Here is a 22,633-nt window from a genome sequence, read left to right as displayed (position 1 = left end):
CGACTCCGGCCCGTACGCCACGGACGCCATCGCGTCGAGCGACAGCGCGGCGAGTCCCTGGAGGGCGGTCAGCCGGTGCCGGTCCCCTGCCGCGGACGCCTTCGGGCCGGTATCAGGCGGCTCCTCCGTGCCCGGGGCCTGTCCGGCCGTGCTCGGCGTTCCCATGTGTACGGCCATCTGTGCTGGTTCCTCCGTTGGACAAGTGAGGACAGCGTCGGATGTTCACGGCGGGAATGCCGATGCTCTTGGCGGTATCCATACGCCTGCCACGCCAGTCTTCACGCGCTCCTGACGGCCGGGCCGGGAAGCCCGTCAAAGTGCCGTAGCCATCACGTCAGCGGTGCGTCAGGGTCCGGCTCCAACGCCTCTGCCGGCCCTAACGTCGCCGTCATGGGACGACGTTTCACGCATGCCGCGGCCGGGTCGCACGACATCCACTGGGCCGGCGAGCGGCGCTCGGCGATCGGGGTCGCGTTCCTCCTGTTCACGGCCCTGTTCGCGATGGACGCGGGCTTCGGAGGCCTCGACGTGACCCGGGGCGCCCTCTGGACCGGCCTGGCCGGCCTGGTCTTCGTGATCCTGCACCCGCCCCGGGTCTCCGTACGCCCGGGGCTGCTGAGCGCCCGCGGGCTGCTCGGTACGGACAGCGTCCGTACCGACTCCCTCGTCTCGGTCCGGTGGTCCGACGGGGTGGCCCAGCGGATGGTCCTCCGTGACACGGACGGAGGCCGGGTCGAGATCGACCCGACCGTCCTGGTCCGCAATCCGGCGATGTGGCGCCACCTCGACGCGGACACCCGCACCTCGATCCGGCGAGGCACCCTGCTGTGCGGCTCGACCGCACTGCGGCAGTTGGCGGAGCGCATCGACCGCGAGACGGCCCGTACGGTCTTCAAGGTCTCCGGCTTGCAGTGACCCCCGCACCACCATGGCGCCATGCGACTTGCTGTGGCGCCATGGTGGTGCCACCATTGCGCTATGGACCTCACTCCCTACGTCGACAACCTCCGGCACGAACTCGGCGTCGCCGCCCAGGCCGGTGGGGACGAAGCCCGCGCCCTGGCCGAGCGGCTCACCGCCCCGCTCGAGTCGGCCACCCGGCTCACCCTGCTCAACGCCCTGTCCGACGCGATGGACGAGGTCACCCGCGACCTGGCCCCGGGCTCGGTCGATGTACGACTGCGGGGGCTCAACCCCGAGTTCGTGGTCACGGCCCCGCCCACCGCGGACAGCTTCGGCGCCGCCGACACCCCGACGCCGCCCCCCGCGCCCACGCCGCCGGCCGCGGTGGACTTCGAGGACGGCGCCACCTCGCGCATCAACTTCCGCCCGCCCGCCCAGCTCAAGGTCCGCGTCGAGGAGGCCGCGAGCCGCGAGGGGCTCTCCGTCAACGCGTGGCTGGTCCGGGCCGTCGCCGCCGCCCTGGAACCGACGGCGGGCCTCGGCACGGGCGGCTCGGGCCGGACGCCCGCAGTCGGGCAGGCGTTCACCGGCTGGGTGCGCTAGACCAAACCCCGCACCCTCACGCACTCCCCCTCCAACAGCCAAAGGACGGCTCAGCCATGCCTACTTTCGACACCCCCGAGCACGTCTCCGCCACCCTTGAACTCGATTTCGGGCGGATCCGGATCATCGCGGGCAAGCGCGCCGACACCGTGGTCGAGGTGACGCCGAGCGACCCCGGCAACAAGCAGGACGTACAGGCTGCCGCGGACACCAAGGTCAGCTGCACGGGCGGGGAGCTCGCGGTCAAGGGCCCCAAGAAGCGCTCGCCGTTCGGCAAGATCGGAGCGGTCGACGTGACGGTCGAGCTGCCCACGGGCTCGGACCTGACCGGCCGCCTGGGCCTCGGCGACTTCATCGGCGAGGGTCGGTTCGGGAACTGCCGGCTGACGACGGCCACCGGCGACATCCAGCTGGAAGAGGCCGCCGCCGTACGGCTGAAGACCTCGCACGGGGACGTCCTCGTGGACCGCGCGACGGGCGAGGCCGAGATCCACGGGGCGGGGCGGGTGCGGGTCGGCCGGGTCGACGGCACCGCCACCATCAAGAACATCAACGGCGAGACCACGCTCGGGGAGATCCGGGGGGAGCTGAACGTGAGGTCCTCCAACGGGCCCATCAGCGTCCTGCACGCGAGCTCCTCCGTCACGGCCAGGTCCGCGAGTGGCGCCATCCGGCTCGCGGAGGTGGTCCGCGGTCGGATCGCCCTGGACACCGCGGCGGGCGCGCTCGAGATCGGCATCGCCGAGGGGACCGCGGCCTGGCTGGACGTACGGTCCACCGTGGGTCGGGTGCGCAATGAGCTGGGCGCGGCGGAGGGACCCCAGGCGTCCGAGGAAACGGTCGAGGTGCGGGGCCGCACCAGCGCCGGCGACATCGTAATCCGCCGAGCCTGAGCCCCACCGCGTCCGCCGAGCCTGAACCCCACCGACCCGACGGCCCCGCCCCGCTGCCCCACCCTGCCGACGACCTCGCAATCCGCCGGGCCCGAGCCCCACCGAAACCGCCAAACCCGGGACCCCACCGGCCCGACGAACCCGACCCGCACCCCCACCCCGCCGACGACCTCGCAATCCGCCGGGCCCGAGCCCCACCGAAACCGCCGAGCCTGAGCCCCACCGGCCCAGCAGGGCCGGAGCCGCTCACCAAGCGCCACGGGCCTGGCCCACCCGCAGTGCGAGCAGCATGGCCAGGCCCCCAGGCGCGCCCTCCGCGCCCAGCGTCCCGCCCATCGACTTCGTGACGCCTCGGGCGGCGGCAGGGCCGAGGCCGACGCCCGCCCCACAGGGGACTTCTCCGCTCGCCGGAGGGCTTGAAGGTACGACCCTCGATCTCGCCCACGGCGCCTGACGTCACGCTCGCAGAGGGGGCCGACGGCGACCGACGCCGCCACGTCGAGCCGACGGCGGGCGTGCGCGGGCCGCGACTGACCGCCGCGTCGGGATCCGACCGCCTCCGCGGGGCCGCATGGCCTGCCGAGTTCGTCCTGCTGTCGCCGACCCCGGCCAACCCGGCGCCATCATGGCGCCAGATTGGCTCGCCATGGCGCCACGCTTGTGCCATGACGGCAATGCAGGGAAAGACCGCGCCCCAACTTCCGGCACCACCTCCGCATCCAGCAGACGCCACCCATGCGCCGCCATGGCGCCATGCCGCGCAGTCCGGATGCCGATCGCCGACCACCCAAGCGACCACACGACCGACCCAACGGGAGTCCCACCGTGGCTACGTTCCTTTCCAAACTGGGCCGCCTCGCCTTCCGGCGCCGGGGGGTGACGCTCCTGCTCTGGCTGCTCATATTCGGCGGCATGGGCTTCGCCGCCTCCTCCGCGCCGACACCCCCCGCCGACACGTTCTCGATGCCGGGCACCGAATCGCAGGAGGCCTTCGACCTGCTGACGGAGAAGTTCCCGGACGCGAGCGCCGACGGCGCCAGCGCCCGGGTCGTCGTCCGGGCGCCCGAGGGCCGGAAGATCACCGACCCCGAGCAGCGGGCCGAAGTCGGCCGCTTGGTAGCCGAGTTGGGCACGTCCTCGCCACAGGCGGTGGGCGCCGCCGACCCCTACAAGACCCCCGAGACCAGCATCAGCAAGGACGGTACGACCGCCTACACGGTGGTGACCTACAAGGTCCCGGCGATGGAGGTCGACCGCGAGGCGCACGACGCGCTCGACGCCGCCCTCGCGAAGGCCGCCCAGGCGGGTCTGACCGTCGAGGCCGGCGGTGACGCCGTGGAGATCGACCAGACGATGGGCGGCACCGGCGAGCGGATCGGCATCCTGGTCTCCGCGATCGTCCTCGTCCTGACCTTCGGCTCGATGATCGCCGCCGGAATGCCGCTGATCACCGCTCTGATCGGGGTCGGCATCGGAATCTCGGGCATCACCGCGCTCGGCTCCACCCTCGGACTGTCCGGCACCACCTCGACGCTCGCGATGATGATCGGCCTCGCGGTCGGCATCGACTACGCCCTGTTCATCGTGTCCCGGTTCCGCGCCGAGCGCGCCGAGGGGCGCAACCCCGAGGAGGCCGCGGGCCGCGCCGTCGGCACCGCGGGCTCGGCGGTCGTCTTCGCGGGACTGACGGTCATCGTCGCCCTGGCCGGACTGGCCGTCGTCAACATCCCGATGCTCACCAAGATGGGCCTCGCCGCGGCCGGCACCGTCGCTGTCTCCGCGCTCGTCGCGATCACGCTGGTCCCCGCCCTGCTCGGCTTCGCGCCGGTCAAGGTGATGGCCCGCAAGGGGCGCCTGCAGTACGCCGTCAAGCCGCTGTCCGAGCGCAAGCAGCGCAAGGCCGCCGAGCGGCAGGCCAAGCTCACCAAGAAGAGCAAGCCCAACCTCGGCTCCCGCTGGGCGAGTTACGTCCTGCGCCACCCCGTGGCCGTCCTGCTCACAGGCGTGGTCGGCCTCGGCACGGTCGCCCTGCCTGCCGCGAGCCTCGAACTCGGGCTGCCCGGCGAGGGCTCCATGTCGACGCAGACCACCCAGCGCAGGGCGTACGACATGCTCTCGGAGTCCTTCGGGCCCGGGTTCAACGGCCCCCTGATGGTCACCGTGCAGGCCGAGGACGCCAAGAGGGCGGCCGACTCCACGGGCCAGGCCCTCGGCCGGAACCCCGGCGTGGCCTCGGTCTCCCCCGCCGTCGGCAACAAGGCGAACGACACCGCGATCATCACCGTCATCCCGAAGACCGGCCCGACGGAGAAGAAGACCGAGGAACTGGTCCGAGAACTCCGCGTCACCGCGGACGGCTTGGAGGGGAGCAACGCGTCCCGGGTCCTGGTGACCGGTCAGACGGCGATGTTCATCGACTTCTCGCAGACCCTGGACGGGGCGCTCCTGCCCTACCTGGGCCTGGTCGTCGGCCTCGCCTTCCTGCTCCTCATGGTGGTCTTCCGCTCCGTCCTGGTCCCGCTCAAGGCGGCCCTCGGTTTCCTGCTCTCGGTGGCCGCGGCCCTCGGCGCCGTCGTGGCGGTCTTCCAGTGGGGCCGGCTCGCGGACCTCCTCGGCATCGAGCAGACCGGCCCGATCATGAGCACGATGCCGATCTTCATGATCGGCGTGGTCTTCGGCCTCGCGATGGACTACGAGGTCTTCCTGGTCAGCCGGATGCGCGAGTCGTACGTCCACGGAGCACGCCCCGCCGAGGCGGTCGTCGACGGCTTCCGCCACGGCGGCCGGGTCGTATCGGCGGCCGCGGTCATCATGATGAGCGTCTTCTCCGGCTTCATCGTGGAGGACAACGACTTCATCAAGATGATCGGCTTCGCCCTCGCGATCGCCGTCTTCTTCGACGCCTTCATCGTCCGCATGGCGATCGTGCCCGCGCTGTTCGCGCTGCTCGGCAAGTCCGCCTGGTGGCTGCCGAAGTGGCTGGACCGGATCCTGCCCCGGGTGGATGTCGAGGGCGAGAACCTCGACCGCCACGAACACTCCACACCGCACTCCCGGCGGGAGCACACCCCCGTCGGCTGAGCGAGCCCCGCGAGATGGCACCACGATGGCCCCCCCGGCCATGGGGGCGCCGACCGGCCCACCGGCCACCCACACCTCCCCGGAGTCCCCGAAGAGAAGGGCCCGCCCACGATGAACACCGCGACCCAGGCGTCGACCACCACACGAGCATCCGCGATCTCCGCGACCGGCCTGCGCAAGTCGTACGGCGACAAGGTGGTGCTCGACGGAATCGACCTCCGGATCCCCGAAGGCACGATCTTCGCCCTGCTCGGCCCCAACGGCGCCGGCAAGACCACCACCGTGGAGATCCTCTCCACCCTGATCACCGCCGACGGCGGCGAGGCGCGGGTCGCGGGCCACGACCTGGCCGCCGACCCCGACGCGGTGCGCCACCGGATCGGCGTCACCGGGCAGTTCGCCGCCGTCGACGGACTGCTCACCGCCGAGGAGAACCTGCTCCTCATGGCCGACCTGCACCACCTGCGCAAGCGCGAGGGCCGCCGCCGCGCGGCCGAGCTCCTGGAGCGGTTCGAGCTGACCGGGGCGGCCCGCAAGAACGTCGCCACCTTCTCCGGCGGCATGCGCCGCAAGCTCGACCTGGCGATGACGCTGGTCGGCTCGCCGCGGATCATCTTCCTCGACGAGCCGACCACCGGCCTCGACCCGCGCAGCCGCCGCGTCATGTGGGATCTCATCCGGGACCTGGTCGACCAGGGCGTGACCATCTTCCTCACCACGCAGTATCTGGAGGAGGCCGACCAACTCGCCGACCGCATCGCGGTGCTGGACCACGGCAAGCTCGTCGCGGAGGGCACCGCCGAGGAGCTGAAGCGCAAGATCCCCGGCGGTCATGTCCGCCTGCAGTTCGCCGACGAGGCACACCTGGACACGGCGGCTTCCATCTTCGGCGTCGCCACCCGCGACGACGAGTCCCTCGCCCTGCGGATCCCCAGCGACGGCTCCCTCGCGAATCTCCGCGCCGTCCTCGACGTCCTCGACACCACGGGCGTGCAGGCCGAGTCGCTCACCGTGCACACGCCCGACCTCGACGACGTCTTCCCCACCCTCACCGCCACGACCACGCAGAAGGAGTCGACCCGATGAGCACCGGCGTCACCCTCACCCCGACCAGGCCCGCCGAGCCGACCCGCTCGTACGCGCTGCGCGACTCGATGACGATGCTGCGCCGCAACCTCAAGCACATGCTGCGCTATCCGTCGATGACGGTCACGATCGTCATGATGCCCATCGTGATGCTGGTGCTCTTCGTGTACGTCTTCGGCGGCGCGCTCGGCACCGGCATCGGGGCGGGCGCCGACCGCGGCGACTACACCAACTACGTGGTGCCGGGCATCATCCTGATGGCCGTGACCTCGGGCGCCCTCACGACCGCCATCTCCGTCTGCACCGACAAGACGGAAGGCATCGTCAAGCGCTTCCGTACGATGTCCATCTCGCGCGGATCCATGCTCACGGGCCATGTGTTCGGCAGCGTCGTCCAGGCCGCGGCGATCCTCGTCCTGATCACCGGAGCCTCCTTCGCGGTGGGCTTCCGCCCTGATGCCACGCCCATCGAGTGGATCGCCGCCCTCGGTCTGCTGCTCTTCCTGGCCTTCGGGCTGAGCTGGGTGACCGCCGCGATGGGCCTGGGCGCCAAGACCATCGAGGCCGCGTCCAACGCCCCGATGCCTCTGACCTTCCTGCCCTTCCTCGGCAGCGCGGTCGTCACCCCGGAGTCCATGCCGACCGCTCTGCGCTGGTTCGCGGAGTACCAGCCGTTCACCCCGATCAACGAGACCCTGCGCGGTCTCCTGCTCGGCACGCCGATCGGCGACGACGGCTGGATCGCCCTCGCCTGGTGCGCGGGGCTCGCCCTGGTCGGGTACCTGTGGGCGCGCGCCGTGTTCAACCATGAGGTCAGGCGCTGACCTGGCCGTCTTGACAGGAAGGCATTCAGAGTTCTAGATACAGAACGTTCTGTCTGTGGAACGATGGGCCAAGCGAAAGTCGGGAACCGATGCACAGTGCCGTAGATCTGGCCACTCAAGTGGGCGCTCGCGTACGGATGTTGCGCACAGAACGCGGGATTTCACTGTCGGAGCTGGCACGCAGGTCCCAGGTCGGGAAGGGAACGCTCTCGGAGCTGGAGAGCGGACGCCGCAACCCGACACTGGAGACGCTCTACGCACTGACGACCGCGCTCGACGTGCCGCTCAGCGCGGCCCTGCACACCACCGGGCCGTCCGCCGAGATATCGGGCGCGGCGGTCGACGCGGTCCTCACCGAGCGCTTCGAGGACGCCTCGGCGGTCACGGAAACCTACCGCGTGCGCATCCGCGCGGGGTCGACGCAGGAGTCCGCCGGACACACGCCCGGGACGACGGAGCACATCGTCGTCCTGGCCGGCACGGTGCGCGTCGGCCCGCTCGACGCCCCCGCCCTGAGAGTAGGCCCCGGCGAGCACGCCACCTGGGCCGCCGACGTACCGCACCTGTACCAGGCACCCGAGAACGACGTCGACGCGCTCCTGGTCATCCGGTATCCCCGACAGTCGTTCGGAACGGAAAGTGACTGAAACGCGCGGGCACGGTAGGAAGTCCTTGTGAAGGAAGAGATACAGGCCGCGACCGTTCGGGTGTTCATCGCTCTCGCCCCGCCCGACGACGCGAAGGAGGAGCTGGCGCGGGAGCTGCGACCCGCCTACGACGCGTACCCGCGCATGCGGTGGAACCGCATCGAGGACTGGCACATCACCCTGGCGTTCCTCGGAGAGCTCCCGGTGGCAACCGTTCCGCTGCTGCGGCCGCCGCTCGCGGACCTCGCCGCCGAGCGCGGCCCCGTGGAACTGGCACTGCGCGGCGGCGGCCACTTCGACGAGCGGGTGCTGTGGAGCGGGATCGACGGGGACCTCGATGGGCTGCACCGGCTCGCCACCGAGGTGCGGGCCGTGGTCAAGGAGTGCGGTGTCCCCTTCGAGGGGCGGCCGCTGCGCCCCCACCTGACGCTGGCACGCTCCGGACGGAACGATCCGTCGTGCGTGGTGGAGGCCGCCACCGGGCTCTCCGCCTTCACCGGTCGCCGCTGGCAGGCCGAACGCCTGCACCTGGTCGGCAGCAACTTCGGCCGCGGCCCGGGACCGATCCGCTACCGCGACATCGAAGCGTGGAAGTTCGGCGCCGGGGACCTTTCGGGCTGAGCCGAACGTTTCGGCAGGCCAGCCGCTTGCGGCCGTTCAGGTGAGGCGGAAACGATCCCCTTTGCGCGGCCGGTTCCCGACGCCCCGGAGCTTCCCACAGGCTTGCCCTGCCCGGCATGCGTACGCACCCGCCGTGGCGCAACCCCCTGCGAACCTGATGGGAGCCCCCATGGGACTGACGACGGCGACGATCGCCGCGGAACTGGAAGCGGCGGGCAAGGTCGGTGACCCGAAGGCCGACGAGCTCGTGTCCGACTTGATCGACAACAAGGAGATCGACGGGGTCAACGCCCTGTTCCGTACGATCGGTACGCTCAAGCCCGGCCAGGACCTGTCAGAACTCCCGCCGCGACTGGCCCAGTTCCTCAAGGAGGCGGCGGCCGCGCCGCCGGACTGGTCGGAGGCGGACGTCAAGGCCGCCGAGGGCTTCTTCGCCCACCACCACGGCGAAGTGTCCATGCTCCAGGGCACCGTCGGCCTCATCGGCACGTACCTCTCGCCGACCGGAGCCTTCACCCTCCGCTCGACCGGCCGCCTCGGCGGCGTCGAAGGACCGGGCGACGCCTGTCGCAGTCCTCCCGCCTCTTCCTCGACATGGGCAACAAGAACGCCCTGCGCGACGGCTCGCTCGCCGCGAACGTCACCAAGGTGCGCCTGGTCCATGCCTCCGTGCGTCAACTGCACAAGAAGAGCGGAGAGTGGGACTACGCCAAGTGGGGTGAGCCGGTCTCGCAGAAATACACCACCGGGGCCACCTTCGTCTTCTCCACCCAGATCCTCCAGGGCATGGAGCGCCTGGGCATCGACGTGTCCAAGGACGACGCGCACGGCTTCATGTGCGCCTGGCACTACGTGAACCACTACCTCGGAACCCCCGAGAAGTGGCTCATGCCCAAGGACCCCGACCAGGTCGGGGCCATGTGGAACCAGGAGCGGGACAAGGAGTGGAAGAAGACCGACGACGGCGTCTTCATGACCAAGCAGGCCGTCGACTTCTACAAGAAGTTCTACCCGCCGGGCGCCCATGACGCCTTCATCGCGATGGTCCGCCACGCGCTCACCGACAAGTACGCCGACATGGCGGGCCTGCCCAAGAGCGTCCTCGACGCGGCGGCCGGGCCCCTGTCGGCCGGTCACGGCCTGGTCAGCGGAGTGGCCGGCGGCCTCCTGGGCGGCAGCGCCAAGAAGGCCGTGGGCGTCAACCCGTACAAGGACATCCTGGGGATCGCCTCCAAGGGCTACAACGAGGTGCAGAGGTTCGCGCTGACCCACAGCGAGGACGACCAGCCGCAGATGCACCAGGAACTCCACGACAACCGCTGAGCGCGCGGGCGATCTCCGTTCGGGCGGATGCGGCGCGCCTTCCGCCGCATCCGCGCCGTGCGCCGGTGGGGCCAGGTCAGCGGGCTGCTCTTCCCGTCCGCCCTCACTCCGGTCTGGCGCGACTCGGGCTGCTCGGCCTCAGGCTCTTCTCGCGGCTCGTCTTCTCGCCGTTGATCGTCCGGCGCGGTCACGGAGCATTGGCCGGCCGGCGCCTCCACGATGCCTTTCCCCTGCACCGAGGAGACAGCACTCGCTGACACACCAGACCTGCTAGGATCACCGCGTTGGCCTTCGGCGCGCACAATTCCCGTGCCCGGAGGCTTTTTTCATGCCTTCTGACGATTCCACACCCGCCCCCGCCGGCTACCGCGCTCTGCTCCGCAACAGCGAATTCGCCGGTTTGTACGTCGGCTTCACCTTGACGGTCGCCGCGACGACCTTGTCCGGCTTCGCCCTCGGCACACTGGTCAACGACCGGACCCACTCGCCCTTCCTGACGGCCGTGAGCATGTACGGCGCCACCTTCGCGACGGTGCTCGGCGCCTTGACGCTGATGTCGGTCGCGGACGGGAAGCGCCCGCGCCGGACGCTCGTCGCGCTCCAGTGCGTCGCGCTGGTGGGGGTCGCCGCGCAGGCCGTCCCGGGGCTACCGTTGGCTGCCCGGTTCGGGCTGCTGCTGGTGCTGGGGTTCTTCCAGTCGCTGGGTACCGGCACGCGGATGGGGTTGCTCGCCGAGGTGGTACCGGCCTCCGGCTATGCGCTTGCACGTTCGCTGATGAACATCACCTCGGGCGGCATGGCGATCCTCGGTTACGCCACCGGCGCCGTGCTCCAGCGATACCTCAGCCCGCAAGGGGTCTTCGTCATCTCGGCCGTCCTCACCGGACTCGGGTTGGCCGCGGTGGCGACCACCGTCCGGGAACACTCGATCCGTCTCACCCGCCGCCCCGGACTGCGCCAGACCTGGACGACGAACGCCGCGCTCTTCGCCCACCCCGGGCGGCGGGCGCTGCTGCTGAACCTGTGGGTCCCCAACGGTCTGGTCGTCGGCTGCGAGGCGCTGTTCATCTCCTACGACCCGGGCCACGCCGGCACCCTCCTGGCCGCCGGATCGGCCGGCATGCTGCTCGGGGACCTGACCGTCGGCCGGTTGCTGACCGCCGGTGAACGCCGCCGCCACGCCTTCGCCCTTCGGCTGCTGCTCGCCGCCCCCTTCCTGCTGTTCGCGACGGACCCGCCCGTACTGGTCTCGGCTGCCGCGGTGTTCGTCGCGAGTGCGGGGTTCGCCGCCACCCTGCCCCTGCAGGAGCAGCTCCTCGGTCTGACGCCCGACCCGGTACGGGGCCAGGTCCAGGGCGTCGAGTCCGCCGGCCGGATGACCTGGCAAGGGCTGGGCGCCGCGCTCGCGGGCGCGGCCGCCCAGGGCCTCGGCCCGGGCACGGCGATCGCCGCCATCGCCGCGGTCTCCCTCGTGGTCACCGTGGTCTCCCGGCCGGCAGTGGTCCGCGCCGAGGCCATCGCGGTCTCCGCCGATCGGCCCCGGTAGAGGGCCCCTCCCGTCAGGACGCGCGCCAGACCGTCATGTCCGCGGTGATCCAGCCGGGCAGGTCCTTCAGCTCCACGATCGACTTGATCTTGATGACGATCAGGGCGATGTCCCCCGACGGGTGCCTGACGCAGATCTCGCTGCCGGCGGCCGTCGCGGCCAGCGGGAGCCTGTGGCTCGTGGCGGCGCCCGTGAGGAGACGGCACGAGTCGAGGGAGCCGGTGCCCGGCTCGGCGTACAGCAGGGTGAAGACGCTCTCGTCGCTCTCCAACTGGCAGCCGGTCACCTCGCAGTTCATGCGGATGTCCCCCGCGCGGTCCTCGCGGTTGACCGGTTCCTTGATGCCGACCGAGTTCTTCTCGTCCAGTCGCACCAGGGGGTAGGGGAAGGCCACGGGCGCCTTGGACGGCTTGGGTGTGCTCGGTGCGGAGCCGGCGGATCCCGCCGCCTTGCCGCCGGTCGCCGCGCCGGCCGACCGCGACCCCGACGGTGTCCCCTGGGTTCCCGTGGCCGAGCCGGTCGGATGGGTCGCGGACACGTCCTTTTCCCGCATCCTGTCCGCCGCTCCCTTGCCGACCCAGACCAGGCCCGTCAGCACGAGTGAGCCCGCCGTCACCGCGACGGCCGTGATCAGTGCGATACGCCGCTGGCGCGCCCGCTGTTCCTCCGGCCCGAGCGGCGCCGTCGGCCGCGGGCGCCAGTCCATCGGCATCGGCGTCGGCCTCGTCTGCACCGCGGTGGGATGCGGGACCGGAGGCGGGATCACCACCTCCGGCCCCGTCACCTCCCGCCAGACGGCCGGACCACCGCCCGCGTCGGCGTCCTTGCCCAGCCGCTGCCGGCACCAGGCCACGATCTCCGCCGGGGTGGCCCGCTCCTGCGGATCGGCGGCCAGGCACCGGGCGATCACCGGGCGCAGCGGCTCCGGCAGCCGGGACAGGTCCGGGTCGGAGTGCACGATCCGGAACAGCACGCTCATGGAGGGGCCGTCCCCGTAGAGCGGCTCGCCCAGCGCCGCGAACGCCGCGGTCTGGCCCAGGGCGAAGACGTCGGTGGCCGCCGTGGTGTCGCCCGCCAGCGCCTGCTCGGGGGCCATGAACTGCGGCGTGCCGATGGCGCTGCCCGTGGCGGTGGGCGCGGTGGTGCCGGACGCCAGCGAGATGCCGAAGTCGATGACACGGGGCCCGTCGGCGGCCAGGAGTACGTTCGACGGCTTCAGGTCCCGGTGCACGATGCCCGCGCCGTGGATGGCCTGGAGGGCCTCGGCCACGCCCGCCATCAGCCACAGTACTGCGGGCACCGGCAGGGGTCCCCGCCGGTTGACGGCCTCCGTCAGCGAGGGCCCGGGCACGTAGAGGGTGGCCAGCCAGGGCGGCACACCGTCCGCCTCCGCGTCGATCAACTCGGCGGTGTAAGCCCCCCGGACCCGCCGGGCCGCCTCCACTTCGCGGCGGAACCGCCGCCGGAACGCCGGGTCTTCGGCCAGCTCCGGCCGTACCACCTTGATGGCCACCGGGCGGCCGCCCGGCGTGTGCGACAGGTAGACCCGGCCCATGCCACCCGCGCCGAGCCGGGCCACGAGGCGGTAGCCCGCCACGGAAGACGGATCGTCCGCCTGCAAGGGCTGGAACACCTCGGTCGCGCTGTTCATCGGCCTCCCCCGATCCCCCGATCAACCGATGAGTTGATCGACATCACCTTAAGCGCCGGGCGGGGGCGAGTACGTGCCGGGAGGCTACGGCCTGAGGCGGGAGAGGTCCTGGGCGGCCGACTCGGGATCTGCGGTGAGGAGTTCGTGGACGGTTTCGAGGAGCGGGAGGGGGGTGTGGGCGGTGGCCAGGGAGACGTCCTTGGCCGCCAGGGCGAGCGGGAAGTGGGAGGCCTCGGCGAACGTACGGGCGACCGCGCCCGACAGGGGTCCCTTGGACAGTTCGGTACGGACGAGGTCCGCGGGGAGGCCGAGGGCCCGGCCGAGCTTGAGGGTCTCGGAGACCAGGGCCACGCCGCCGATCACCGCGTTGATGAGTACCAGCTTGAGCGCGGCGCCGGAGCCGGGGGCCCCGCATTCGGTGATGTCGCCGAGGTGACCGAGGACGGTACGGACCGGCACGGGCAGCGGACCGCCGGCCAGGATCCACAGTTCTCCGGCGGCGGCGCGGTCCACGCTGCCCATCACCGGGGCGTCGGTCAGGGCCACCCCTTCGGGAAGGCGGGCCGCCAGCTCGCGGATCGTGTCGGGGCCGACGGTCGAGGTGTCGATCCAGTGGGCGCCCGGGCGCAGGGCCGGGAGGACGGATTCGGCGACGGCGTGGGCGGCGGCCGGGTCGGCGAGCATCGTGATGACGACATCGGCGTCGCGTACGGCGTCAGCGGGCCCGTCGGCGAGGTGGGCCCCGGCCGCGACGAGCGGGGCGGCCTTGTGCCTCGTACGGTTCCAGACGGTCAGCGGGTGTCCGGCGGCGAGCAGGCGGTGGGCCATCGGCGCGCCCATGCTGCCGAGGCCGAGGAATGCGATCTTGTCCATGGGTCGACCGTAGGGCCGGGCCCATTGATGCGACAAGCGAATGTCTAGCATGGGTGGCATGAGTGAACCGCATGGCTTGTACGAGGTCTTCCTGCGCGTCGCGCGGGAGGGGTCCTTCACCGCCGCCGCCCGGGCGCTGGGGTACACCCAGTCCGCCGTCTCCCGGCAGATCCAGACCTTGGAGGAGGAATGGGGGGCCTCCCTGTTCGACCGACTGCCGCGCGGGGTGCGGCTGACCGAGGCCGGGCGGGTGCTGCTGCCGCACGCCGAGGGCATGCGGGGGCGGTTGCGCGCGGCCCGGGCCGAACTGGACGCGTTGCGCTCGCTGGGCGGGGGCATGCTGCGGATCGGGGCCTTCGCCGCCGCCGACGTGTCGCTGGTCCCCCGCGCCATGGCCGCGTTCGGGGAGCGCCACCCGGGCGTCACCGTCGTCCACACGGAGGGGCCCACGGCCAAGCACGTCGCCCTGCTCGCGGAGGGTGGCCTCGACCTGGCCGTGCTCAGCACTCCGGACGGGGTGCCGCTGCACGGGCCGGACCTGCACCATCTGCTGGACGAGCCCATGTACGTGGCCCTGCCGCGTGCGCACCGGTTCGCCGGACGGGCCCGGCTGAGGCTGGCGGAACTGGCCGACGAGGAGTGGATCGAGGGCGCCGTCCCTCCCGATCGGACCCTGCTGGCGCCGGCGCTGACCGACGGGTTCCGGCCGCGGGTGGCCTTCCGGGTCAACGACTGGACGGCCAAGCAGGGGTTCGTCGCCGCGGGCCTCGGCATCACCGTGCTTCCCGCGCTCGCGGCCGGGGCGGTCCGGGCCGACGTCGCCCTCGTCCGCATCGACCCGGCGGACCTCCCCTGCCGGAAGGTCTACGCGGGCACCCCCCGGGGGCTCGGCCACTCCCCCGCCGTCAGCGCCTTCCTCGCGCTGCTGCGCACCACGGCCGCCGCCTGAGCCCGGCCACCTGAGCCGTCCGCGCCTTAATTGGCTGGCGCGGCCACCGGATACGGCGGATCATCCGCAGGGGCCGGGGCTTCCACGAGCCCCCTTCACCTACCCGAGGGGAAGTTGTGATGACCGTCGTCCCGTCCGATCCGTCTGGACCCCAGCCTGAAGTCCGCGTCGCGGCAGGGGTGTTGCGCGGCTGCCGGGAGGCGGGTGTGGCGGTCTTCCGCGGCATCCCGTTCGCCGAGCCGCCGGTCGGCGCGCTGCGTTTCGCCGCGCCGCGGCCGGCACGGGGATGGGACGGGGTGCGGGAGGCGGTGTCATACGGGCCTCCGCCCCCGCAGGGCGGCCATTTCGGCATGGACGAGCTGGCCAAGGACGCGGTGGGCGACGACTGGCTGACGGTCAACGTCTGGTCCCCCGAGCCGGGCCCGGGCGCGGGGCTGCCCGTGATGGTGTGGATCCAGGGCGGCGCCTACACGATCGGCATGTCCGGGCTTCCCGAGTACGACGGCGGCCGCCTGGCGCGTGAGGGTGTCGTCGTGGTGACCTTCAACTACCGTGTGGGGCTGGAGGGTTTCGGTCAGTTCGAGGGGGCGCCCGCCAACCGGGGGCTGCTCGACCAGATCGCCGCTCTGGAGTGGGTGCGTGACAACATCCGTGCCTTCGGCGGCGATCCGGACCGCGTCACGGTCTTCGGCCAGTCCGCGGGCGCCGGATCGGTCGCCGCGCTGCTGGCGGTGCCGCGTGCGGCCGGGCTCTTCGGGCGGGCCGTCGCACAGAGTGCGCAGGGCACGTTCTTCTCGCCGGAACTCGCCGCCGACATCGCCGCCGCCTGCGCGGCCGAGCTGGGGCTGAAGCCCACGGTGGCCGACCTGTCGGCAGTGGACCCGGTCCGGCTTTCCGCCGCCGGTGACGCGGTCGGCGCCGCGATGGGGCGGTGGGCGGAACGCTGGGGTCGGGTCGCGCACAGGTCGATCCCGTTCTCGCCGGTCGTGGACGGTGACGTCCTGCCGGTCACTCCGTGGCAGGCCTTGGCCGACGGAGCCGGCCGCGACATCGACCTCCTCGTCGGCCACACCCGCGACGAACAGCGGCTGCTCACCGCGCTCGACGGCCTGCTCGGCCAGGTGACCGGGGAGCAGGCGGCCGCCGCCCTGGACGTCTTCGCCCCGGGCCTGGACGGCGTACGCCGCTACCTCGACGCGTTTCCGGGCGCGGGCCCCGACGAGCTGTACGAACTGGTGCACTCCGACTGGCTGTTCCGCATGCCGAGCCTCCATCTCGCACAGGCCCAGACCGCCGCCGGCGGCCGTGCCCACGTCTACGAGCTGACCTGGCCCGCCCCGGGCATGGGCGGTGTACTCGGCGCCTGCCACGGCCTCGACGTGCCGCTCGTCTTCGGCAATCTGGACCGCGGCCAACCCGCCCTGCTGATCGGCGAGGAACCCTCCCCGGAGGCGGAGGCCCTGTCCGCGCGCATGCGCACCGCCTGGACGGCCTTCGCCGCCTACGGTGACCCGGGCTGGCCCGCGTACGACACCGAGCGACGCCTCGTACAGCTCTTTGCCGACCGCCCGGCCGTCACCGCGTACCCGGAGGAGTCCTCCCGCCTGATCTGGCAGGACCACGGCTTCCCCGTACTGCCGCTGCGTCCAGCCCGCTAGAACCGCTCAGCCGAGGACGAGCGGGAGTCTCGCGTCCAGCGCCCCCAGCGCGGCCCTCTCCGCCGCACCGGGGGCGCGGCGCCCGGTGCCGATCAGCAGCGCGTCCTTGTCGGAGAACGACGGGGGAAACGCCGCACCGGCGATCTCCTCCAGCAGCTCGCGCGACCGGGCGAGCCCCTCCGGGGGCGGTTCCGCGGCGTCCGGGAGGTGCGCGATCAGATCGAGGTGGTGCAGCGTCCACTCCAGCACGTACGCGGAGAGGTAGTCGCCCGCGGTGAGCACCTCGCCCCGGGTACCGACCCGGACCGCGGGATCCGCGAGCTCGGCGGCGCGACCGGCGGCGGAACCGACGTCGTCGAGGTGGAACTTGAGCAGCGCCGGGTCTTGGTAGGCCGCGGCGAGACGGGGGATCAACGCGTCGAGCGGGTCGTCGCCGGTCGGGGCTTCGACGATCTCCCAGTAGGTCACGGCGTCGCGGGTCGGTTCCTCGGCAGCGGGGGTGACGAGGGTGATCAGGACGTCCTGAGCGTCGATGACCAGATGGCACACCAAGTCCCGCACCAGCCACCCGGCGCACCCGGACGGCCGCCCGAACTCCTCGTCACGCAGTCCGGCAACGGCCTTGCGCAACGCCGCCCATGAACGCGAGAAGGGTTCCACGGCCGCAACCTAACAGCACCCGGCGGCCCCCACCACCGACACCTCGCCTGTCGATTTCACTGCGCGGCGCAGCAAAAGGAGGCCTGCGGGGCGGGTCGCGGCGTGGCAGGGGCTGGGTAGGGTGGGCGCGACAGTGCATCGTGAACGGAAACAAGGAGCAGACGTGAGCGAGTCGGCGTCCATCGCCCTGCAGCAGGAGATCGCCCGGGAACTCGAGGTCGCCGAGACCTTCGAGGCCGAGCGGGAGATCGAGCGCCGGGTGGCCTTCCTCGCCGAGCGGCTGACCTCCACCGGTCTGCGCTCCCTCGTGCTCGGCATCAGCGGCGGTGTCGACTCCACCACCACCGGTCGGCTGTGTCAGCTCGCCGTCGAGCGGGCGCGGGCCGCCGGGCACGAGGCGCGGTTCTACGCGATGCGACTGCCCTACGGGGTCCAGGCCGACGAACACGACGCCCAGCTCGCGCTCTCCTTCATCCGGGCCGACCACGTCCTGACCGTGGACATCAAGCCCGCGAGCGACGCCGTCCTCAAGGCCTCGCGGACCGCCGGCGTCGGCTTCCGCGACGCCCACCACGAGGACTTCGTGCACGGCAACATCAAGGCCCGGCAGCGCATGATCGCCCAGTACGCGGTGGCCGGCGCGTACGACGGCCTGGTCGTCGGCACCGACCACGCCGCGGAGGCGGTCTCCGGCTTCTTCACCAAGTTCGGCGACGGCGCCGCCGACCTGGTCCCGCTGACCGGCCTGACCAAGCGCCGGGTGCGCGCCGTCGCGGACGCGCTGGGCGCGCCCGCCGAGCTGGTGTGGAAGACCCCGACGGCCGATCTGGAGACCCTCGACCCGGGCAAGGCCGACGAGGACGCGCTCGGGGTCACGTACGACGACATCGACGACTTCCTGGAGGGCAAGCCGGTGGACGGGCGCGCCTTCGACACGATCGTCCGCCGCTACCGCCTCACCGAGCACAAGCGCCGGCTCCCCGTCGCCCCCTGGACCGAGAAGCCGGCACCCGGCGTGGCGTAGTCGACGGGGCCGTGGAACCGGGCCGCCGCTCGGGTCACGGCCCCGCCGCGGTGTGAGGAAGCGGCCCACGTGCGTGATGATCAAGCGGCGCGCGCCGGCCGCTTCCGACCTTTTCCCGCCCGGTGCCCTAGCTGCGTACGGGCACCCCCGCGGCCGCCCGTACGGCCGGGTGCCGGAGCCGGCTGGCGACCTTGACCAGGTGGGCGCGTTCCTCGGCGGGGCTCAGATCGCGGCCGGGCAGCGCGGCGGGGGCGGCGGGCGGGTCGACGCCGGCGTTCTTACGGGCGACGGCGTCGAGGAGGGTCGCCGCCGCGGCCGCGGCCCGCTCCTCCGGCTCCGTCCAGCGCTCGGCGCCCGCCACCCGCCGGATCCGGTCGGCCGGCGCCGCGTCGAAGTAGGGGCCCAGGCTCTGCACCACGGTGAGGATGTCGGCGATCCGGGTCAGCAGATGCCAGTCCCGTACGTCGAAGAAGCCCAGTGCGGTCAGCCGGTTGGGCTCGTCGAGCGCCATCCGCGGGTCGGCCTGGCGCGTCAGCTCCCACAGGGGTGCGAGGGCGATGTAGTCGCGCCGGTCGGCCCGCCAGGCGGCGACGGCGGCGCCCGAGAACCCGTAATTGATGACGAACGCACCGATGGTGCCCGAGACGGGACCGAGGCTGTGCAGGGGGTCGAGGGCGTGGGAGCCGAGGGCGCCGGCGAGCGTGGCCGGTCCGACGCAGACGACGTACCCGGCGATGAACCAGGTGGCGATGCTGATGTGGTGCAGGGCGCGGCTCAGGCGCGGGTCCCGCTGTGCGGAGAGCAGGGCGCTGCGGCGGAAGCGGATCGCGGTGGCCAGCGAGGCGTAGGCGAGGCCGGACTGGAAGGCGGCGAGCATGAGGAGCGAGCCGGGGTCCCGGCCGTAGGCGACGTTGAAGTCCATGGGGTGGGGGGTGTCCCCGGTGTCGGACAGCAGGAAGCCGGCCAGCATCAGGAGGCCGAGCAGGCCGTAGACCGACAGGCGCACGGCGAGGGCGCTGATCCCCGCGAGCGGGGGCATCCGCTCCGGCTGCCACAGCATCGCCATGACGTGGGTGTGGGCGAAGAAGCCCAGGATGCAGAAGAAGACGAGCAGTTCGGCGAGGTTCGGGGAGCCCGTGGCGGCGCCGACGGCTCGGTACACGACGGGGGTGGCGAAGAGGAAGGCGCCCACGCCCACGGCCGAGCAGGTCGCGATCAGCCGCAGGGCTCCCGAGCGTTCCCGGCGCCAGGCGACGATCTTGGCCGTCGTGGTACAGCCGGCGATGGCGACGACGACGAGGTAGACGATGTCGGCTGCGTCCTCAGACACCGGTCCCCCTGTGGCGTAGTGCGGAGTTGACGTCGGTGCGGTGGGCGGGCTCCTCGGCGTTGACGATCATGGAGACCATCAGCCGCCCCAGGGTCTCGGCCTGGCGCTCCGCGGACGGGCCGCCGTGGCCGTGCGTACCGGCGTCGGTTTCGGTTTCGGATGCGGTGGTGGCGTGCGGGTGCTTGTGGGAGGGGCTGGGGCCGGCCACGTCGAAGTAGGTCCGGCCCAGCATCATCCGGCTCACCGCCGGGTTCAGTGCGGGCGCCAGGAGCGCGAGGATCTCGTCGTTCATGAGGTCGTGCCCGTGCTCCTCCGGGTCGTGGCCGAGGTAGATGTGTGCGAGTTCGTGGCCGATGACGATGGCCTGAAGCGTCTTGGGTGAGTCCCGGTCGACGAGGAGGATCAGCTCGTCGGGCGTGTGGAGGAGTCCTCCGGTGAGGGGCCGGCGCAGCGGCATGCAGAGGATGCGGATGGGCAGTCCCCGGCTGCGGCCGACCGCGTCGACCACTTCCTGCTGGGTCGGGTGGGCGGGGAGTCCGAGCTTGATGCGGAAGTCCCGGCGCTCTTTGCGCAGCCTCCGCTGTTCACGAAGCGTCTGTGCTGCGAGGCCGAGCGACGCCCGAATGCTGCCCCCCACGACTCGTCCCTCCGACATCCTGCGTACGTTCTCTGTGCTGCTTGTGCTGCTACTTGTGCTGCTACTGGTACTGGTGGCCCGATGCCCGCAGCCCGAAAGCTCAGGCTAGCCCCAGCCTGTGACGGTGACTGCCGGATCGCGGCAGCCTGTGCGTGCCGCCCACGGCCTGCTCGCTCCTCTGGGGACAGAGTCGCAGCTCAGCGCCTGTTTTGCGCCGCGATGAGGCCGGTCCGCACCTGGAGCGTCACACACTGCAGCCTGTACGGTCCCCCTTGGGAAGATCAAGGAAATCGAGGCTTCCCATTGGCGCAATTCCTCAAGTGGAAGCTCTCAGGGGGGTTCGGTCATGTACGAAGCAGGCGAAATCGGTCTGCCCCCGGTGACCCTCTCCATCGCCGCCCGGGACGCCTATCTGAAGATCATAAACGCCGCTCCGGTCGCCCCGGACGACGCTCCGGCCCTTGAGGAACTGCTGGCGCTCGAGCTGGTGACGCCCAGCCTCTTCGTTCCCGGCCGGTTCGAGCCCACCGACGTCGAGCAGGCCGAACGCAGCGCCACCGTCCGGGAGCTCGATGCCATACGCAGGCACCTGGCACGCCTGTCGGGGGTCCCGGACCTGTTCGCCAACCTGCCCAGAAGGCCCGACCTGACCCCTCTCGACGGCATCGAACGGCTGGCCTCGCTCGATGACGCCAACCGGCTGCTGACCACGCTCGTCTCGGGCACGCAGTGCAGCGTCTGGTCGGCGCACCCGAGGGGCCGTCCGGTGTGGAGCCTGGAGACGTCCCTCTCCCGGGAGTTGGAGCTCCTCCGGCAGGGCAGGCAGTTCCGTACGATATACCCCAGTTCCGCACGCCGGCGCGACGCGGAGAGCAAGTGGGCGAGCGCCATGTCGGCCGAAGGAGCGGAAGTGCGCACCCGCGTCCCCGACTTCGTCCGCATGGTCATCATCGACGGCAGGACGGCCGTCGTGGCCGACCCCGCGGACCCGGAGGGGACGACGACTTCGGCCTACTGCATCACCCACCCGGTGGTCGTCTCGATCATGGTCGCGGTGTACGAGCAGCTGTGGGCCCGCTCCGAGCCCTGGAAGGGCGGCCGGGTCCCGGAGCCGGCCGGTGCCGCGGTGACCACCCCGCAGACGCGGGCGCTGTACCGGATGTTGCGGGCCGGCAAGGGCCGGCCGGAGATCGCACGCCGGCTCAAGATCAGCGAGCGGACGGTCACCACCCTGCTGAACAGGCTCTACGAGGCGACGGGGACGGACAACCTGCTCGCACTGGGCGAGTGGTGGGCGGGCTCGGCCGACCGCCACATGGACTGACCGGTCCGGTCGGCAGCGGGATCCGCCGGCCTCAGCCGCCCGCCTCAGCTGCCCGTCGCGCCCCCGTCCCGCGTCCCCGGCAGCGGGCCCGCCATCCGGCCCAGCAGTGCCGGGATGCCGCCGGCCTCGCGCAGCATCGCCAGCAGCTCGACGTGGCTCATGGTGTCCCGTACGACCTCGGAGTCGTCGGGAGCGAGGAAGAACTCGGCCCCGGCCTCGACCCCGAAGTGCCGGGCGAGCGCCTGGAGCGGGGTGTCCGCGAAGTAGGAGGTCTCGACGCCGAACACGGCGGCGAGCTGCACGGTCGACTCCCAGCTCGGCTTGCTCTTCCCCGAGGTCACGTTGTACAGCCACACGCGGCTCTTGCCGCACGCCTTGGCCACGTCGTCCCTCTTGAAGGAGTCGCCGGTGGCAGTGGTACGCGTCTCGAAGAGGTGCTCCAGGCGGGCTCGGAAGAGCTCGGCATCGGCCGGAACGTCCTCGGCCGGCTCGCCGGATCTGAGCCGGGCCAGGTGATCGAGAGGCACCCCCGTGGCCGCGCTGACCTCTTCGCCGGTCTGCGGGCTGCCGCCTCTGCGATAGATCCGGTCGAACAGGAAGTTCAGCCGTGCCGCGATCCGCTGCCCGTACTCATCCCCGGCTGCCCCGCTCATCGATACCTTCCCCGCCATGGTGCGCCGCTGCCGCTGGTTACGGGCCGGGTGGCGCCAGCTCCCCCTCTTGGTCATTCTCTCAGGGAAGACTCTCCCAGCCCGACTTTGGTCGGGCAAGGGCAAACAGGATCAAGATCCGTACCGTCGGTACGGAGTCGGCCGGCCCGCGCGCGGTCGACGCTCCTGACGCTACCTCAAAGTAGACCGTGCTAACTATTGTTGACATCAACGGCGTAACTGGAGCAAGATCCTGCTGTGCCGCCGAGCCGCCACGACCCTCGCCACTGCGGGGTGGGTGCGGACTCGGCCGCGTGCGCCGCCACGGTTCCGGCTTCCACGGGGGAGAG

Annotated in this window: 20 protein-coding genes; 14 read left to right on the top strand and 6 right to left on the bottom strand. The window is 71.7% G+C overall.

What is annotated here, in order from left to right:
* Nucleotides 1-390 precede the first annotated feature (390 nt).
* The 10 genes from ACGFYU_RS00820 to ACGFYU_RS00775 all read left to right on the top strand — a co-directional run bounded on the left by ACGFYU_RS00820 (nt 391) and on the right by ACGFYU_RS00775 (nt 11,527).
* Nucleotides 391-915, top strand: a complete 525-nt coding sequence (locus tag ACGFYU_RS00820) for a hypothetical protein (RefSeq protein WP_393825073.1) — start codon at nt 391-393, stop codon at nt 913-915.
* Between the two features lie 63 nt (nt 916-978).
* Nucleotides 979-1,506 (top strand): hypothetical protein, encoded by a 528-nt coding sequence (locus ACGFYU_RS00815; RefSeq protein ID WP_393825072.1) that lies wholly within the window; start codon nt 979-981, stop codon nt 1,504-1,506.
* A 56-nt stretch (nt 1,507-1,562) separates the two neighbouring features.
* Entirely contained in the window at nt 1,563-2,399 is an 837-nt protein-coding gene (locus tag ACGFYU_RS00810; RefSeq protein WP_393825071.1) for a DUF4097 domain-containing protein, read from the top strand.
* 825 nt (nt 2,400-3,224) lie between these two features.
* A complete protein-coding gene (locus ACGFYU_RS00805; protein WP_393825070.1) occupies nt 3,225-5,480 on the top strand; it encodes an MMPL family transporter in 2,256 nt (751 codons plus the stop codon).
* 111 nt (nt 5,481-5,591) lie between these two features.
* Nucleotides 5,592-6,566, top strand: coding sequence for an ATP-binding cassette domain-containing protein (locus tag ACGFYU_RS00800; protein ID WP_393825069.1), 975 nt, complete (start codon nt 5,592-5,594; stop codon nt 6,564-6,566).
* Nucleotides 6,563-7,390, top strand: a complete 828-nt coding sequence (locus tag ACGFYU_RS00795; RefSeq protein WP_393825068.1) for an ABC transporter permease — start codon at nt 6,563-6,565, stop codon at nt 7,388-7,390. Before ACGFYU_RS00800 ends, ACGFYU_RS00795 begins: the two co-directional genes overlap by 4 nt.
* Before the next feature lie 89 nt (nt 7,391-7,479).
* The gene (locus ACGFYU_RS00790; protein WP_393825067.1) at nt 7,480-8,037 is read left to right on the top strand and encodes a helix-turn-helix domain-containing protein; all 558 of its coding nucleotides are present in this window, start codon (nt 7,480-7,482) and stop codon (nt 8,035-8,037) included.
* A gap of 27 nt (nt 8,038-8,064) precedes the next feature.
* A complete protein-coding gene (thpR, locus tag ACGFYU_RS00785) occupies nt 8,065-8,658 on the top strand; it encodes an RNA 2',3'-cyclic phosphodiesterase (protein ID WP_393825066.1) in 594 nt (197 codons plus the stop codon).
* 594 nt (nt 8,659-9,252) lie between these two features.
* Complete coding sequence (locus tag ACGFYU_RS00780; protein WP_393825065.1) at nt 9,253-9,981, top strand: oxygenase MpaB family protein; 729 nt, start codon at nt 9,253-9,255, stop codon at nt 9,979-9,981.
* Nucleotides 9,982-10,309: 328 nt separating this feature from the next.
* Nucleotides 10,310-11,527, top strand: a complete 1,218-nt coding sequence (locus ACGFYU_RS00775; RefSeq protein ID WP_393825064.1) for a hypothetical protein — start codon at nt 10,310-10,312, stop codon at nt 11,525-11,527.
* 13 nt (nt 11,528-11,540) lie between these two features.
* Here ACGFYU_RS00775 and ACGFYU_RS00770 read toward each other — a convergent pair whose 3' ends face one another.
* On the bottom strand, nt 11,541-13,178 hold the full coding sequence (locus ACGFYU_RS00770) for a serine/threonine-protein kinase (protein WP_393825063.1): 1,638 nt from the start codon (nt 13,176-13,178) through the stop codon (nt 11,541-11,543).
* 84 nt (nt 13,179-13,262) lie between these two features.
* Entirely contained in the window at nt 13,263-14,051 is a 789-nt protein-coding gene (locus ACGFYU_RS00765) for an NAD(P)-dependent oxidoreductase (protein ID WP_393825062.1), read from the bottom strand.
* Nucleotides 14,052-14,109: 58 nt separating this feature from the next.
* Here ACGFYU_RS00765 and ACGFYU_RS00760 point away from each other — a divergent pair, with 58 nt between their 5' ends.
* Nucleotides 14,110-15,000, top strand: coding sequence for a LysR family transcriptional regulator (locus ACGFYU_RS00760; protein WP_393825061.1), 891 nt, complete (start codon nt 14,110-14,112; stop codon nt 14,998-15,000).
* Nucleotides 15,001-15,119: 119 nt separating this feature from the next.
* Nucleotides 15,120-16,658: a carboxylesterase/lipase family protein gene (locus tag ACGFYU_RS00755; protein WP_393825060.1), complete on the top strand. Its 1,539-nt coding sequence runs from the start codon at nt 15,120-15,122 to the stop codon at nt 16,656-16,658.
* A 6-nt stretch (nt 16,659-16,664) separates the two neighbouring features.
* On the opposite strand, the gene ACGFYU_RS00750 is transcribed toward ACGFYU_RS00755, so the two are convergent.
* Nucleotides 16,665-17,318, bottom strand: a complete 654-nt coding sequence (locus ACGFYU_RS00750; protein WP_393825059.1) for a maleylpyruvate isomerase N-terminal domain-containing protein — start codon at nt 17,316-17,318, stop codon at nt 16,665-16,667.
* Between the two features lie 163 nt (nt 17,319-17,481).
* Here ACGFYU_RS00750 and nadE point away from each other — a divergent pair, with 163 nt between their 5' ends.
* A complete protein-coding gene (gene nadE, locus ACGFYU_RS00745) occupies nt 17,482-18,342 on the top strand; it encodes an ammonia-dependent NAD(+) synthetase (RefSeq protein WP_393825058.1) in 861 nt (286 codons plus the stop codon).
* Nucleotides 18,343-18,469: 127 nt separating this feature from the next.
* Here the strand turns inward: nadE and ACGFYU_RS00740 are convergent, their stop codons facing one another.
* Together ACGFYU_RS00740 and ACGFYU_RS00735 are read right to left on the bottom strand one after the other, a co-directional pair.
* The gene (locus ACGFYU_RS00740) at nt 18,470-19,672 is read right to left on the bottom strand and encodes a DUF6545 domain-containing protein (RefSeq protein ID WP_393825057.1); all 1,203 of its coding nucleotides are present in this window, start codon (nt 19,670-19,672) and stop codon (nt 18,470-18,472) included.
* Entirely contained in the window at nt 19,665-20,309 is a 645-nt protein-coding gene (locus ACGFYU_RS00735; RefSeq protein WP_393825056.1) for a hypothetical protein, read from the bottom strand. The genes ACGFYU_RS00740 and ACGFYU_RS00735 overlap by 8 nt, the downstream gene beginning before the upstream one ends.
* A 346-nt stretch (nt 20,310-20,655) precedes the next feature.
* On the opposite strand from ACGFYU_RS00735, the gene ACGFYU_RS00730 reads away from it, so the two are divergent.
* Nucleotides 20,656-21,633 carry a hypothetical protein gene (locus ACGFYU_RS00730; RefSeq protein WP_393825055.1) on the top strand — a complete coding sequence of 326 codons (978 nt, stop codon included), beginning with the start codon at nt 20,656-20,658 and terminating at the stop codon, nt 21,631-21,633.
* A gap of 44 nt (nt 21,634-21,677) precedes the next feature.
* Here the strand turns inward: ACGFYU_RS00730 and ACGFYU_RS00725 are convergent, their stop codons facing one another.
* Complete coding sequence (locus ACGFYU_RS00725) at nt 21,678-22,361, bottom strand: helix-turn-helix domain-containing protein (protein WP_393825054.1); 684 nt, start codon at nt 22,359-22,361, stop codon at nt 21,678-21,680.
* Nucleotides 22,362-22,633: the final 272 nt, after the last annotated feature.

Source organism: Streptomyces sp. NPDC048337 (genome assembly GCF_043201175.1).
GTDB lineage: Bacteria > Actinomycetota > Actinomycetes > Streptomycetales > Streptomycetaceae > Streptomyces.
This window is presented reverse-complemented; position numbering and strand designations above follow the sequence as displayed.

Coding starts and splice junctions, on each gene's coding strand:
- ACGFYU_RS00775 (WP_393825064.1), top strand. CDS start 10,310: ATGCCTTCTGACGATTCCACACCCGCCCCCGCCGGCTACCGCGCTCTG.
- ACGFYU_RS00820 (WP_393825073.1), top strand. CDS start 391: ATGGGACGACGTTTCACGCATGCCGCGGCCGGGTCGCACGACATCCAC.
- ACGFYU_RS00770 (WP_393825063.1), bottom strand. CDS start 13,178: ATGAACAGCGCGACCGAGGTGTTCCAGCCCTTGCAGGCGGACGATCCG.
- ACGFYU_RS00810 (WP_393825071.1), top strand. CDS start 1,563: ATGCCTACTTTCGACACCCCCGAGCACGTCTCCGCCACCCTTGAACTC.
- ACGFYU_RS00790 (WP_393825067.1), top strand. CDS start 7,480: ATGCACAGTGCCGTAGATCTGGCCACTCAAGTGGGCGCTCGCGTACGG.
- ACGFYU_RS00760 (WP_393825061.1), top strand. CDS start 14,110: ATGAGTGAACCGCATGGCTTGTACGAGGTCTTCCTGCGCGTCGCGCGG.
- ACGFYU_RS00800 (WP_393825069.1), top strand. CDS start 5,592: ATGAACACCGCGACCCAGGCGTCGACCACCACACGAGCATCCGCGATC.
- ACGFYU_RS00730 (WP_393825055.1), top strand. CDS start 20,656: ATGTACGAAGCAGGCGAAATCGGTCTGCCCCCGGTGACCCTCTCCATC.
- ACGFYU_RS00780 (WP_393825065.1), top strand. CDS start 9,253: ATGGGCAACAAGAACGCCCTGCGCGACGGCTCGCTCGCCGCGAACGTC.
- ACGFYU_RS00795 (WP_393825068.1), top strand. CDS start 6,563: ATGAGCACCGGCGTCACCCTCACCCCGACCAGGCCCGCCGAGCCGACC.
- ACGFYU_RS00725 (WP_393825054.1), bottom strand. CDS start 22,361: ATGACCAAGAGGGGGAGCTGGCGCCACCCGGCCCGTAACCAGCGGCAG.
- ACGFYU_RS00765 (WP_393825062.1), bottom strand. CDS start 14,051: ATGGACAAGATCGCATTCCTCGGCCTCGGCAGCATGGGCGCGCCGATG.
- ACGFYU_RS00815 (WP_393825072.1), top strand. CDS start 979: ATGGACCTCACTCCCTACGTCGACAACCTCCGGCACGAACTCGGCGTC.
- ACGFYU_RS00755 (WP_393825060.1), top strand. CDS start 15,120: ATGACCGTCGTCCCGTCCGATCCGTCTGGACCCCAGCCTGAAGTCCGC.